Genomic DNA, 14,167 nt, shown 5'->3' with positions numbered 1-14,167 from the left:
AAGAGAGCGAATGGAAAACTCGAAGATCGCCGCTCCGGAATCACGCCACCGGCCCAGCCAGCGAAAGCGAGAATCGCCCAGCCCGCAGACGATTCCCCATCCCGATTCCCAATTCACCCCTGCTGCAGGTAATCCAGCGACACCTGCAACAGCGCGCGCAGGCCCACATCCAGCGACGATTCGTCGAGCAGGAACTGCGGCGAATGGTTGCTGGGCGCGGTCGCCGGGTCGATGCCCTTGGCGGTGGAGCCGACGAAGAAGAACATCGACGGCACCTGCTGGGCGTAGAAGGAGAAATCTTCCGCGCCCATCTGCAGCGGCGGCTCATAGACATTGTCGGCGCCGACCACGGCCTGCAGGCTGGGCAGCATCCTGGCGGTCAGCGCCGGGTCGTTGACCGTGGCCGGGTTGCCGGGCTGGTCCGGCACCTGCGCCTCGACCTTGGCCCCGTGGGCGGCGGCGGTGTGCTCGGCCACCGTCTTGAGGTCGGCGAAGATCTGCTGGCGCATGGCTTCGTCGAAGGTGCGGATGGTGCCGACCATTTCCACGTCGTCGGGGATGATGTTGTAGCGGATGCCGCCCTTGATCGCGCCGAAGCTCAACACCGCCGGTTGTTTGGACAGGTTGGCGCGGCGGCTGATCACGGTCTGCGCGGCACCGATCATGTCGGCGCTGGCCACGATCGGGTCGATGCCGTTCCACGGCGCCGAGCCATGCGTCTGGCGGCCGATCATCTTGATCGCAAACCGGTCCGAGGCGGCCATCAGCGGGCCGCTGCGCACCGCGATCTTGCCGGCCTGCACGCTGGAGAACACATGCAGGCCGAACACCGCCTGTGGGGTGAAGTCGGCGAACAGGCCTTCCTTGAGCATCAGCGAGGCGCCGCCCTCTTCGTTGCCGGGAGCGCCCTCTTCGGAGGGCTGGAAGATCAGCATCACTTCGCCGGGCAGCTGCTCGCGCATGCTGACCAGCGCTTCGGCCACGCCGAGCAGGATCGCGGTGTGGGCATCGTGGCCGCAGGCATGCATCACCCCGACCTGCTCGCCGCGGTACTCGGCGGTGACCTTGGAGGCATACGGCAGGTCGGTCTGCTCCTTGACCGGCAAGGCATCCATGTCCGCGCGCAAGGCGATCTTCGGACCTGGCTTGCCGCCCTTGATGATGGCCACCACGCCGTGATGGGCGATGCCGGTGCGCGGCTTGAGGCCGAGCTTGCGTAGCTGCGCGGCCACGGTGGCGGCAGTGCGCTCCTCGCGGTTGGACAGCTCCGGGTGCTGGTGGAAGTCGCGGCGCCATTGCACCACCTTGGCCTGCAGCGGGGCGGCGGCGGCCTGAACTTCGGGCCGCCGCGCGGTCTGCGCGGCGGCGAGCGTGGGCAGGGCGAGCAGCAGTGCGCTGGTCAGCAGGCGGGAGTGGCGCATCGGCAATCCTCTGAAGATGGTTGCTTAATGTAGTGCAGGCGCGCGCTCGGTGGGCTGCAGTGGGGCTCGATTCAGTCCTGCGGTCAACCGCACCGGCCCTGACGCGTTGCCGCTGCACTGCATCTGTGAACGCCGCAGTCGTTTCGTCCGGCGGGCCGTTACTTCAGTAACGCTCAATTGCCTGATCGCAACGATATGCTTCGCACAGCCGCCCCACGGTCGCACCAGCGCCCGGCCCGCCCTCAGGAGTTGTCGCATGTCGCGTTTTTGGAAGATCACACTGCTGGTCGTAGCGGTGCTCGTCGTGGTGTTCGTCGCAATGCGGATGTTCGGTGGGGGCAACCACGGCAAGCGGGCGGACGCGCCGGACGGCAATGGCACCGAGCACAGCGGCCCGGTACCGGTCACGGTCGTGGCCGCCACCACCCAGGATGTGCCGGTCTATGCCAGCGCGCTGGGCACGGTGACCGCGTTCAATACCGTCACGGTCAGCCCGCAGGTCGGCGGCCAGCTGAAGAGCCTGAACTTCAAGGAGGGCCAGGAAGTGAAGAAGGGCGAGCTGCTGGCGCAGATCGACCCGCGCACCCTGCAGGCCAGCTACGACCAGGCGCTGGCGGCCAAGCGCCAGAACCAGGCGCTGCTGGCGACCTCGCGGGTGAACTACCAGCGCTCCAACGACCCGGCCTACAAGCAGTACGTCTCGCGCACAGACCTGGATACGCAACGTAACCAGGTGGCGCAGTACGAGGCGGCGGTGGCCGCCAACGATGCGCAGATGCGCTCTGCGCAGGTGCAATTGCAGTTCACCCGGGTCACCGCGCCGATCGACGGCATCGCCGGTATCCGCGGCGTGGACGTGGGCAATATCGTCAGCGCCAGCTCCACCATCGTCACCCTGACCCAGATCCGCCCGATCTATGTGTCCTTCAACCTGCCCGAGCGCGAGTTGCAGGCGGTGCGCAGCGGCCAGGCGGCCGCCCCGCTGGACGTGGCGGCGCTGGATCGCGGCGATGCGCACGTGATCAGCGGCGACGGCAAGCTGGAGGTGATCGACAACCGCATCGCCGCCGACAGCGGCACCTTCGGTGCGCGTGCGATCTTCGCCAACACCGACAACGCCTTGTGGCCGGGCCAGTTCGTCAACGTGCGCCTGCAGCTGCGCACCATCTCCGGCGGCACCGTGGTGCCGACCCAGGCCGTGCAGCGCGGCCCGGACGGCGATTACGTCTACGTGGTCGGCAGCGACAACACCGCGCAGATGCGCACCGTGGTGCAGGGCGTGGAAGTGGACGACAGCCATGTGCAGATCACCAAGGGGCTCAAGCCGGGCGAGCGCGTGGTGACCGAAGGCCAGTTCCGGCTCAAGCCGGGCAGCAAGGTCAGCGCGCTCAAGCCGGGCGAAACCCCGCCGGAGCCGACCGAGGCCGAACTCAAGGCCGCGCAGGACAAGAGCCGTGGCGGCGCCGGTGGCCGACGCAGTGGCGGCGGCCCGCGCTAACTCGCGAGCATCGGCGACGGGACTTCCGTCGCCGGTGTGCATCGGCGCTGCGCGCGCCGGCATCGATTGACGTCTTCAGCAAGGACACCCCCCGTGGGCTTTTCGACCATCTTCATCCGCCGTCCCATCGCCACCTCGTTGTTGATGGCGGGCATCCTGCTGCTGGGCATCCTGGGCTACCGGCAATTGCCGGTCTCGGCCCTGCCGGAGATCGACGCGCCCAGCCTGGTGGTCACCACCCAGTATCCCGGCGCCAACGCGACCACCATGGCCTCGCTGGTGACCACGCCGCTGGAGCGCCAGTTCGGGCAGATCTCCGGGCTGCAGATGATGACCTCCGATTCGTCGGCAGGCCTGTCCACGATCATCCTGCAGTTCTCGATGGACCGCGACATCGACATCGCCGCGCAGGATGTGCAGGCGGCGATCCGTCAGGCCACCCTGCCCTCGTCGCTGCCGTACCAACCGGTCTACAACCGGGTCAATCCGGCCGACGCGGCGATCCTCACGCTCAAGCTCACCTCCGACTCGCTGCCGCTGCGCGAGGTCAACCGCTATGCCGATGCGATCCTGGCCCAGCGCCTGTCGCAGGTGCCGGGCGTGGGGCTGGTGTCGATCGCCGGCAACGTGCGGCCTGCGGTGCGCATCCAGGTCAACCCGGCGCAGCTGTCGAACATGGGCCTGACCATGGAGTCGCTGCGCAGCGCGCTGACCCAGACCAATGTCAGCGCGCCCAAGGGCTCGCTCAACGGCAAGACCCAGTCCTACAGCATCGGCACCAACGACCAGCTCACCGACGCGGCGCAGTACCGCGAGACCATCATCAGCTACAACAACGGCCGCCCGGTGCGGCTGGCCGATGTGGCCAACGTGGTCGACGGGGTGGAGAACGACCAGCTCGCCGCCTGGGCCGACGGCAAGCCGGCGGTGCTGCTGGAAATCCGCCGCCAGCCCGGCGCCAACATCGTGCAGACGGTGGAGCAGATCCGCAGCATCCTGCCGCAGCTGCAGGCGGTGCTGCCGGCCGACGTGCGCCTGGAGGTGTTCTCCGACCGCACCGAAACCATCCGCGCCTCGGTGCACGAGGTCAAGTTCACCCTGGTGCTGACCATCGCGCTGGTGGTGGCGGTGATCTTCGTGTTCCTGCGCCGGTTGTGGGCCACCATCATTCCCTCGGTGGCGGTGCCGTTGTCGCTGGCCGGCACCTTCGGGGTGATGGCGTTCGCCGGCATGTCGCTGGATAACCTGTCGCTGATGGCGCTGGTGGTGGCCACCGGGTTCGTGGTCGACGATGCGATCGTGATGATCGAAAACATCGTGCGCTACATCGAACAGGGCAAGAGCGGGCCGGAAGCGGCCGAGATCGGCGCCAAGCAGATCGGCTTCACCGTGCTGTCGCTGACCGTATCGCTGGTGGCGGTGTTCCTGCCGCTGCTGCTGATGCCGGGCGTGACCGGGCGCCTGTTCCATGAGTTCGCGTGGGTGCTGTCGATCGCGGTGGTGATCTCGATGCTGGTGTCGCTGACGCTGACGCCGATGATGTGCGCCTACCTGCTCAAGCCCGACGCCCTGCCCGAAGGCGAAGACGCGCACGAGCGCGCGACCGCCGCCGGCAAGACCAACCTGTGGACGCGCACCGTGGGCACCTACGAGCGCAGCCTGGACTGGGTGCTTGCCCATCAGCCGCTGACCCTGGCGGTGGCGATCGGCGCGGTGGCGCTGACCGTGGTGCTGTACGTGGCGATCCCCAAGGGCCTGCTGCCCGAGCAGGACACCGGCCTGATCACCGGCGTGGTGCAGGCCGACCAGAACGTGGCGTTCCCGCAGATGGAGCAGCGCACCCAGGCGGTGGCCGCGGCGCTGCAGAAAGACCCGGCGGTGACCGGCGTGGCCGCCTTCATCGGCGCCGGCACCATGAACCCGACCATCAACCAGGGCCAGCTGTCGATCGTGCTGAAGACACGCGGCGACCGCGACGGTCTGGACGAGGTGCTGCCGCGCCTGCAAAAGGCGGTGGCCGGCATTCCCGGCGTGGCGCTGTTCCTCAAGCCGGTGCAGGACGTCACCCTGGACACCCGTGTGGCCGCCACCGAGTACCAGTATTCGATCTCGGATGTGGACAGCGGCGAGCTGGCCACCTGGGCCGCGCGCATGACCGAGGCGATGCGCAAGCTGCCCGAGCTGGCCGACGTGGACAACAACCTGGCCAACCAGGGCCGTGCGCTGGAGCTGAGCATCGATCGCGACAAGGCCAGCATGCTCGGCGTGCCGATGCAGACCATCGACGACACGCTGTACGACGCCTTCGGCCAACGCCAGATCTCCACCATCTTCACCGAGCTCAATCAGTACCGGGTGGTGCTGGAAGTGGCGCCGGAGTTCCGCAGCAGCACCGCGTTGATGAATCAGCTGGCGGTGGCCAGCAACGGCAGCGGCGCGCTGACCGGCACCAATGCCACCAGCTTCGGCCAGCTGACCTCGTCCAATTCCTCCACCGCCACCGGCGTGGGCGCGCAGAACACCGGCATTGTGGTCGGCGCCGGCAGCATCATTCCGCTGGCCGCACTGGCCGAGGCCAAGGTCACCAACACGCCATTGGTGGTCAGCCACCAGCAACAGCTGCCGGCGGTCACGATCTCGTTCAATCTGGCGCCGGGCCATTCGCTGTCGCAGGCGGTGGAGGCGATCGAGCAGGCGCGCCAGGATCTGAAGATCCCGACCCAGGTGCATGCGGCGTTCGTCGGCAAGGCGGCCGAATTCACCGGCAGCCAGACCGATATCGTATGGCTGCTGCTGGCCTCGATCGTGGTGATCTACATCGTGCTGGGCGTGCTCTACGAGAGCTACATCCACCCGCTGACGATCATCTCCACGCTGCCGCCGGCCGGTGTCGGTGCGTTGCTGGCGTTGATGATGTGCGGGCTGAGCCTGTCGGTGGACGGCATCGTCGGCATCGTGCTGCTGATCGGCATCGTCAAGAAGAACGCGATCATGATGATCGACTTCGCCATCGACGCCCGCCGCGAAGGCGCCAACGCGCACGAAGCGATCCGGCGCGCCTGCCTGCTGCGCTTCCGCCCGATCATGATGACCACCGCCGCCGCGATGCTGGGCGCGCTGCCGCTGGCGCTGGGCACCGGCATCGGCTCGGAACTGCGCCGCCCGCTCGGCATCGCCATCGTCGGCGGCCTGCTGCTGTCGCAGCTGGTGACGCTGTACACCACGCCGGTGATCTACCTGTACATGGAACGCGCCGGCGAGCGGCTACGCGATTGGCGCGCGCGCCGCGCAGCGCGCCATGACGGCGCAACCCCGGCCTCCACCCCGGAGCGATCGGCATGACGACTGCTGACGTCTTCGCTGATCGCTGTGCCTGCCCACGGCATCGCCTGCCCACACGCACGCGTGGAGGCCGCGCTGGCTGTTGCCTCTACCGATTCCCGAATCCCGATTCCCGCTTCCCGGCAGTCACCCCATGAACATCTCCGCGCCCTTCATCAAGCGCCCGATCGGCACCTCGTTGCTGGCGATCGGTTTGTTCGTGATCGGATTGATGTGCTACCTGCGGCTGGGCGTGGCGGCGTTGCCGAACATCCAGATTCCGATTATTTTCGTGCACGCCACGCAGTCCGGTGCCGATGCCAGCACCATGGCCTCCACGGTCACCGCCCCGCTGGAACGTCACCTGGGCCAATTGCCCGGGATCGACCGCATGCGCTCCTCCAGTTCGGAGAGCAGCAGCATGGTGTTCATGGTGTTCCAGAGCAATCGCAACATCGATTCGGCCGCGCAGGATGTGCAGACCGCCATCAACGCCTCGCAATCGGATCTGCCCTCCGGGCTCGGCACGCCGATGTACCAGAAGGCCAATCCGAACGACGACCCGGTGATCGCGATCGCGCTCACCTCGAACACGCAATCGGCCGATGAGCTCTACAACGTCGCCGACTCGCTGCTTGCACAACGCCTGCGCCAGATCACCGGCATCAGTTCGGTGGATATTGCCGGTGCATCCACACCCGCCGTGCGCGTGGACGTGGACCTGCGCGCGCTCAACGCGTTGGGCCTGACCCCGGACGATCTGCGCAACGCGGTGCGCGCGGCCAACGTCACCTCGCCGACCGGATTCCTGTCCGACGGCAATACCACCATGGCAATCGTGGCCAACGATTCGGTATCCAGGGCCGCCGATTTCGCCCAGCTGGCGATCTCCACCCAGTCCAATGGCCGCATCGTGCGGCTGGGCGACGTGGCCACCGTCTACGACGGCCAACAGGATGCCTATCAAGCGGCCTGGTTCGACGGCAAGCCGGCGGTGGTGATGTACGCCTTCACCCGCGCCGGCGCCAACATCGTCGAAACCGTGGACCAGGTGAAGGCGCAGATTCCCGAGCTACGCGCCTACCTGCAGCCCGGCACCAAACTGACGCCCTACTTCGACCGCACCCCGACCATCCGCGCCTCGCTGCACGAGGTGCAGGCCACGCTGATGATCAGCCTGGTGATGGTGATCCTGACCATGGCGCTGTTCCTGCGCCGCCTGGCGCCGACGTTGATCGCGGCGGTCACCGTGCCGCTGTCGCTGGCCGGCTCGGCGCTGGTGATGTACGTGCTCGGCTTCACCTTGAACAACCTCAGCCTGCTGGCGCTGGTGATCGCCATTGGCTTTGTGGTCGACGACGCGATCGTGGTGATCGAAAACATCATGCGGCATCTGGACGAAGGCATGCCGCGTCTGGATGCCGCACTGGCCGGTGCGCGCGAGATCGGTTTCACCATCGTGTCGATCACCGCCTCGCTGGTGGCGGTGTTCATTCCGATGCTGTTTGCCAGCGGCATGATCGGCGCGTTCTTCCGCGAGTTCACCGTCACCCTGGTGGCGGCGATCGTGATGTCGATGCTGGTGTCGCTGACCTTGACGCCGGCGTTGTGCAGCCGCTTTCTGTCCGCGCACACCGAACCGGAAAAGCGTGGCCGTTTCGGCGCCTGGCTGGACCGCATGCACGAGCGCATGCTCGCGGTGTACACGGTGGCGCTGGACTTTTCATTGCGCCACGCGCTGCTGCTGTCGCTGACGCCGCTGCTGTTGATCGCCGCCACCGTCTTTCTCGGCGGCGCAGTCAAGAAGGGCTCGTTCCCGGCGCAGGACACCGGCCTGATCTGGGGCCGTGCCAATTCCAGCGCAACGGTGTCGTTTGCCGACATGGTCAGCCGCCAGCGCCGCATCACCGACATGCTGATGGCCGACCCGGCGGTGAAGACCGTCGGCGCGCGGCTGGGCTCCGGCCGGCAGGGCTCCAGCGCCTCGTTCAATATCGAATTGAAGAAGCGCAACGAAGGCCGCCGCGACACCACCGCGCAGGTGGTCGCACGCCTGAGCGCCAAGGCCGACCGTTACCCGGATCTGGATCTGCGCCTGCGCGCGATCCAGGACCTGCCCAGCGACGGCGGTGGCGGCACCAGCCAGGGTGCGCAGTACCGCGTCTCGCTGCAGGGCAACGACCTGGCGCAGTTGCAGGAATGGCTGCCCAAACTGCAGGCCGCGTTGAAGAAGAATCCGCGCCTGCGCGATGTCGGCACCGACGTGGATACCTCCGGCCTGCGCCAGAACATCGTGATCGACCGCGCCAAGGCCGCGCGCCTGGGCATTTCGGTCGGTGCCATCGATGGTGCGCTGTATGGCGCCTTCGGCCAGCGCTCCATCTCCACCATCTATTCGGATCTCAACCAGTACAGCGTGGTGGTCAATGCACTGCCCTCGCAGACGGCAACGCCCAAGGCGCTGGACCAGGTGTTCGTGCCCAACCGCGCCGGCCTGATGGTGCCGATCACCTCCGTCGCCACCCAGGTACCGGGCCTGGCGCCGCCGCAGATCATCCATCAAAACCAGTACACCACGATGGATCTGAGCTACAACCTCGCACCGGGCGTGAGCACCGGCGAGGCGGATCTGATCATCAAGTCCACCGTGGAGGGCTTGCGCATGCCCGACGGCATCCGCCTCAGCGGCGACGACAGCTTCAACGTGCAGCTCAGCCCCAATTCGATGGGCATTCTGCTGCTGGCGGCGGTGCTCACCGTCTACATCGTGCTGGGCATGCTCTACGAGAGCCTGATCCATCCGGTGACCATCCTGTCCACCTTGCCGGCCGCCGGTGTCGGCGCGCTGCTGGCGTTGTTCCTCACCAACACCGAGTTGTCGGTGATCTCGATGATCGCGCTGGTGCTGCTGATCGGCATCGTCAAGAAAAACGCCATCATGATGATCGACTTCGCGCTGGTGGCGCAGCGCGTGCACGGCATGGATGCGCGTGCGGCCGCACGCGAAGCCTCGATCGTGCGCTTCCGCCCGATCATGATGACCACGATGGTGGCGATCCTGGCCGCGGTGCCGCTGGCGGTCGGCCTGGGCGAAGGCTCCGAACTGCGTCGCCCGCTGGGCATCGCGATGATCGGCGGGCTGATCTTCTCGCAGAGCCTGACCCTGCTCAGCACCCCGGCGCTGTACGTGATCTTCTCCTGCCTGAGCGAACGCTGGAAGGCGCGTCGCGCGCGTGCGCGTGCACGCCGGGCCGAGCGCGCGGCGGCACGGCGCCCGGCGGCGTCGGCGCACTGAGGCGAAGCGGCACACGCGCCGGTCTGCTTGGACCGACGCGTGCCGGCCGGTATGCCGGTGGCCCGCATCTTTCGCCATCGCTCGTCGATTGCCGGCATGCCGCAGGGGCGTCGCTGCTGGCAGTGCATTCAAACGCGGCACAGTGATGCGAGCTGCAAATGCACGCTCGACTCACGCGGCTTTTGGCCAGAGCCCAAGTGTTCGACCGCATCCAGACGACACTGCGATCCGGAAGTTCGGCTGCCTTGACGTGGTTGGGCGGTATGGATGGATCAGTTGTCGCGCGGCGGGGCTGCAGCTTGGTTGCAGGGGCCTTGCCCGCCTACCATCGCAGGACACGCCGCAAGTACGTCCGTGTAGGCGCTTACGCGGCATCCATGCCGCGTAAGGTCCCGCGACGGTGGGCGGGCAAGGACCTGTCGAGATGGTCGGTGTGCAAGATGCAAACAGTGCGTTACATGCGTTGTTCGGGCGACGGCGCGCCCTTATCGCTACACCAGCAACGCCTGCAGCGACGCCCGCTCCAGCTGCGCGTACAACGCGCACTCATCCTGCACCTGCGCGCCCAGCGCCTGTTCGAAACTGCGCTTGCTCGAATGGGCGGCATAGGCGCGTTGTTCGGCGCCACCGAGATTGGACTGGAAGATGCCGGCCGCGCTCACCGGCAGGAAATCTTCGTAGACGATCGGATCGGCACTGAGCAGACCGAGCGCAATCGCGGTTTCTGCCGGCATGGCCGCCACCTGCGCGGGGTCGGCGCGTCCGGCCTCGGTCAGCGCATAGCGGAAATAGCCCAGGCCTTCCTGGCGCAGCACGGCTTCGTCGTCGGGAAATGCCACGAATGCGGTCTGCAGCCGCGTGGCGTAATCGGTACCGGTGCTGCCCACGCCATCGCTGTCGCGTGCCTGCGCCAGCAGCGCGTCGTACAGCGCGCGGCCCTTGGGCGTCAGCGCGAGCCCGCGTTGTTCGATCTCGCCGAAGCGCGCGGTATGCGTGCCGTGCTCGGCCTGCCCGCTGTCGCCGACAAAGCGCACCGGCTCCTCCAGTGCCTTGAAGCTGGTCTGGCGCAGCAGGATCGGCACCCGCCGACGTGGCGGCCCTTCGATCACCGCCTTGGCCTCGATGCCGGCGCGCTGCATCTGCGCCTGCGCCGCATCGATGTCCAGCGTACGTGGCGTCAGGTGGTTGATATGCGGCCCGTGGAAGCTCACCACGTCGGCGATCAGCTTGTGCGCCTCGCTCAGCGCGCGGTAGGTCGGCAGCGACACGGTGGCATCGCCGTGCCAGCGGAAGGTTTCCAGCGCTTCGGCCACGAACTGCTGCGCCTGCGCCGCCTCCAGCCCGCCGTGGCGCTCGTGCTGCTCGATCAGCTCCAGCGCGGCGGCGGTGAAGATCTGCCGCTGCTCCAGGATCTGCGCCGCCTGCGCCCGCAGCGCGGCGTCTTCGATCAGCTCCAGCCGCAGCAACGAGGTGAACACGCGGAACGGATTGACCGACAGCGCCGCCTCGTCGATCGGGCGGAACGCGGTGGAATGCACCGGCACACCCGCCACCGACAAATCGTAATAGCCCACCGGATGCATGCCCATCACCGCAAACAGCCGCCGCAACGTGGCCAGTTCCTGCGCCGTGCCGACCCGGATGGCACCATGCCGTTCCAGATCCAGCCGCGCGCGCTCGTCGTTGCGTTGCAGGCGCGCGGCCAGGGCGGGATCGGCGCTCAGGGTGTCGGCGTTGACCTGCGCCACCAGCGTCATCAGGTCGCCGTACAACGGCACCTCGGCGCGATACATGTCCGACATCGCCTGCGCGAACAGGCTGCGGATGTGATCGGGGGAGACAAACACGGTATCGCGCATGGGCTGGTCTTGGCAGGGCCGGCCAACGCCGGCGTTGCGGCATTCTCGCCGACCGCGCCCCGCGGCGGCCAGCTGCACGGCAGCATGCCGGCGCCTGTGTTGGCGCGCAGACAGCCGCGCAGCCGATCGGACACCTCACGGCTTGCCGCTGCGCAGGTTCCCACCAGGCGTAAGACGCATCGAGTGGCGGCTGGCGATCCGTGGCGAGCAGTCGTCCGCTGGATACGGATGGCGGGCACGCTCGCAACCCCAGCGCACGGCGTGGTCCATGTCGGTCCTACTGCCGGCTGCGCCCGTGTGGCCGGGAGCGCAGTCATCTTGTGGGTCGCTCCGGGGATGGCCAACAAGCGCGAGAGGCCGCCAGCCTCGTCCAGGCTCAGGCCGACCCGGCGCGCACCGAACGGCTGGCACGGCTCCGGTGCCACTATCTGCAGCGAGTTGAAGCCGAATAGCACGCTGCCGCACCGGTAGCCGACACCACCGTGAGCCGGCAGCCGCCGGATGTGCGTGGACGGCGCGCAGGAACCGCAGCGTACGAGTGGTACACGCCGGTTCCGAGCACCGCCGCACCCGCCTGGCGGCTACGCCGCCGGTTTGCCAGCCACTTTAAAGCCCGGCCTGCGCCGCTGCCTCGGCCGCCTCGCTGGCTTGACGCGCGGCTTCCAGCCGTTGCGCGTGATCGCCGAGCTGGCGGCGCAGCAGCGCGTCCAGCGTGATCGGACGTTCCCAGCGGTCGTAACTGGCGACGATGGCGTGCCGCAACGCGCGCATATGCACGGTCTCCGGCGTGACCGACAGCCGCGTGATCACGCCCTCCCAGCCGTCATGATGGTCGCGGCTGTAGGCGCGCACGGTGTCGCGACAGGACAACTGCAGCGTCCGCGCCCAGAAACAGGCGAAATAGATGTCGCCGGCGTGCCAGCCATGCACCTGCAACAATGCCTGCACATAGCCGCGCGGGGTACCGGTGTAGCGCGCGACGTCGCCGATGAAACTGTCCGGGTAGCGCTGCGCGTAGCTGCCCATGTCGGCCAGATGCTGATCCACCCAGGCATCGCCGGTGCCCGGCGTCACTGCCGGCACAACAGCCGGTGCCGCAGCGGCAGGCGCGGATGCGGGTGCAGGCGATGTCTGCGCAACTGCCAGCATCGGCAGCAGCAGCGCACTCAGCAGCGGCAGGGATCGCAACAGCGAGGTGGGCAAAGAAGGCATGCGCCGATGATGCCGCATGCCCGCGTCGCTGTCAGGCCGAGCGCCCGCACTTGCGCCACCGACCCAGGCGACTCGCCGTCACGACGCCAGGCGCCTGCGCCTGACCGGAAAGTCGTGTCGCTGGGCACTGCAGCGTGCCCGCCGGTTGCATCTGCAGGTCCAGGCCGCGGCACTGGCCGCGACGGAGGTCAGCTTGGCGCGTGCCGCCGGGCCAAGGCATCGAGCGCGTGCACTGCTGCCGGCCAGCCGGCGGCGTCGGGCACTTCGCGCATGCGCGGCTCGTCGGCGGCCACGCCATGCTCCTGCTCGTGCGCCCAGGTCACCGCGTACGGGGTGTAGATCCCCCAGCCGCCGATGGCCAGCACCGGCTCCACGTCCGAGCGCAGGGAATTGCCGATCATCACAAAGCGCTGCGCCGGCAGGTCGAACTCGCCCAGCACGCGCGCATAGGTCTGGGGATCCTTTTCGGACACTACCTCCACGCGCGGAAACAGATCGGCCAGACCGGATTGCTCGATCTTCTGCTCCTGATGGAACAGGTCGCCCTTGGTGATCAGCACCACCGCATAGTCGGCGGCAATCGCGCTGACCGCCTCGCGCACGCCGGCAATCACCTCCACCGGGTGCTGCAGCGTGGCGCGGCCGATCTCGACGATGCGCTGGATGTCGCGTGCGGCGATGCGCGCCTGCGTCAGTTCGATCGCCGTCTCGATCATCGACAGCGTCATGCCCTTGGCGCCGTAGCCGAACACCTTGAGGTTGCGCCGCTCCACCGCCAGCAGGTGCTGCTGCATGCGGCTGTCGCCCAGATCCAGGTAATCGGCCAGGATCGCCTCGAAATCCGCTTCGGCAGTGCGGTAATAGTCCTCGCTTTTCCAGAGGGTATCGTCGCCGTCGAAGCCGACCAGTTGAATCGCCTGGCCGTCGCGTTGTGCAGAAGAGGTCATCGCGCCAGTCTAGCAGCGCACTGCAGCGCTGCTGCGATCAATCCCCGGCGGGATCGCCCGGACCGGGCTGGTAGCTGGCGAATTCGTCGCGCGACAGGCGTCCATCGCCATTGCTGTCGAAGCCGGCAAAATTCTCGCGCAGGACCGGGTCGGCACCGGCTTCGTCCACGGTCAACGAACCGTCGGCGTCGCTGTCCAGGCTGCGGAAGGTCCGTGGCGCCAATGTGCCGGCCTGCGGCGCCAGTGCGGCTTCCGCACCGCCTTTGGCAGCCGACGGCGCTGCGGCGTCGGCCGGCAGCAACGGCGTGGTGGCAGGCGGCGGTGGGTCGATCGGCAACGGCGCCATTGCCGGTGTTGCCGGCCCTGTGGTGGAGGTCCGACGCGACGGGTTGGCTGGTGGCAACTCCGGCGGCGCCGCAAGCGCCCACAGTGGACTCGACAGGCCGACCAGCACGGCGAGGCGTAGCAGCATGAGCGTGTATCGAAGGGACGAGCGGGCAAATCTAGCGCGGCGCACGTAAAGAAAACGGGAGCGACCCTGGCAGATCGCTCCCGCGTGTCCATCCTGTTGCGTGGTCATGCTGCTACTTGCTGATCACGGGCATCCACGATGC

The 14,167-nt window shown here is 67.6% G+C and carries 8 protein-coding genes, 1 other RNA gene and 1 pseudogene; 3 read left to right on the top strand and 7 right to left on the bottom strand.

What is annotated here, in order from left to right; all coding sequences use genetic code 11:
• Positions 1–113: 113 nt before the first annotated feature.
• Complete coding sequence (locus tag XarbCFBP7408_RS18345; RefSeq protein ID WP_104564177.1) at positions 114–1,421, bottom strand: M20 family metallopeptidase; 1,308 nt, start codon at positions 1,419–1,421, stop codon at positions 114–116.
• A gap of 256 nt (positions 1,422–1,677) precedes the next feature.
• Here XarbCFBP7408_RS18345 and XarbCFBP7408_RS18340 point away from each other — a divergent pair, with 256 nt between their 5' ends.
• From XarbCFBP7408_RS18340 to XarbCFBP7408_RS18330, 3 genes are all read left to right on the top strand, one after another.
• Entirely contained in the window at positions 1,678–2,919 is a 1,242-nt protein-coding gene (locus tag XarbCFBP7408_RS18340; protein ID WP_104564176.1) for an efflux RND transporter periplasmic adaptor subunit, read from the top strand.
• A 93-nt stretch (positions 2,920–3,012) separates the two neighbouring features.
• Positions 3,013–6,261: an efflux RND transporter permease subunit gene (locus XarbCFBP7408_RS18335; RefSeq protein WP_181106862.1), complete on the top strand. Its 3,249-nt coding sequence runs from the start codon at positions 3,013–3,015 to the stop codon at positions 6,259–6,261.
• A gap of 133 nt (positions 6,262–6,394) precedes the next feature.
• Positions 6,395–9,535, top strand: coding sequence for an efflux RND transporter permease subunit (locus XarbCFBP7408_RS18330; protein ID WP_104564174.1), 3,141 nt, complete (start codon positions 6,395–6,397; stop codon positions 9,533–9,535).
• Positions 9,536–10,026: 491 nt separating this feature from the next.
• On the opposite strand, the gene hglS is transcribed toward XarbCFBP7408_RS18330, so the two are convergent.
• From hglS to XarbCFBP7408_RS18295, 6 genes and pseudogenes are all read right to left on the bottom strand, one after another.
• Positions 10,027–11,394: a 2-oxoadipate dioxygenase/decarboxylase HglS gene (hglS, locus tag XarbCFBP7408_RS18320; RefSeq protein ID WP_104564172.1), complete on the bottom strand. Its 1,368-nt coding sequence runs from the start codon at positions 11,392–11,394 to the stop codon at positions 10,027–10,029.
• A 326-nt stretch (positions 11,395–11,720) separates the two neighbouring features.
• A pseudogene (locus XarbCFBP7408_RS18315) lies at positions 11,721–11,876 on the bottom strand (beta-ketoacyl-[acyl-carrier-protein] synthase II); the annotation flags it as partial.
• Positions 11,864–11,941: non-coding RNA, sX9 sRNA (locus XarbCFBP7408_RS18310), on the bottom strand. The gene XarbCFBP7408_RS18310 and the pseudogene XarbCFBP7408_RS18315, both read right to left, overlap by 13 nt.
• 59 nt (positions 11,942–12,000) lie before the next feature.
• Positions 12,001–12,624 (bottom strand): hypothetical protein, encoded by a 624-nt coding sequence (locus XarbCFBP7408_RS18305; protein WP_104564171.1) that lies wholly within the window; start codon positions 12,622–12,624, stop codon positions 12,001–12,003.
• 170 nt (positions 12,625–12,794) lie between these two features.
• Positions 12,795–13,553, bottom strand: a complete 759-nt coding sequence (locus XarbCFBP7408_RS18300) for an HAD family hydrolase (protein WP_104564170.1) — start codon at positions 13,551–13,553, stop codon at positions 12,795–12,797.
• Between the two features lie 37 nt (positions 13,554–13,590).
• Positions 13,591–14,025, bottom strand: a complete 435-nt coding sequence (locus tag XarbCFBP7408_RS18295; protein ID WP_104564169.1) for an EF-hand domain-containing protein — start codon at positions 14,023–14,025, stop codon at positions 13,591–13,593.
• Positions 14,026–14,167: the final 142 nt, after the last annotated feature.

This window comes from Xanthomonas arboricola pv. guizotiae (genome assembly GCF_002940205.1).
Lineage (GTDB): Bacteria > Pseudomonadota > Gammaproteobacteria > Xanthomonadales > Xanthomonadaceae > Xanthomonas > Xanthomonas arboricola_C.
The sequence above is the reverse complement of the archived record's forward strand: the minus strand, read 5'-3'. Positions and strand labels throughout refer to the sequence as shown.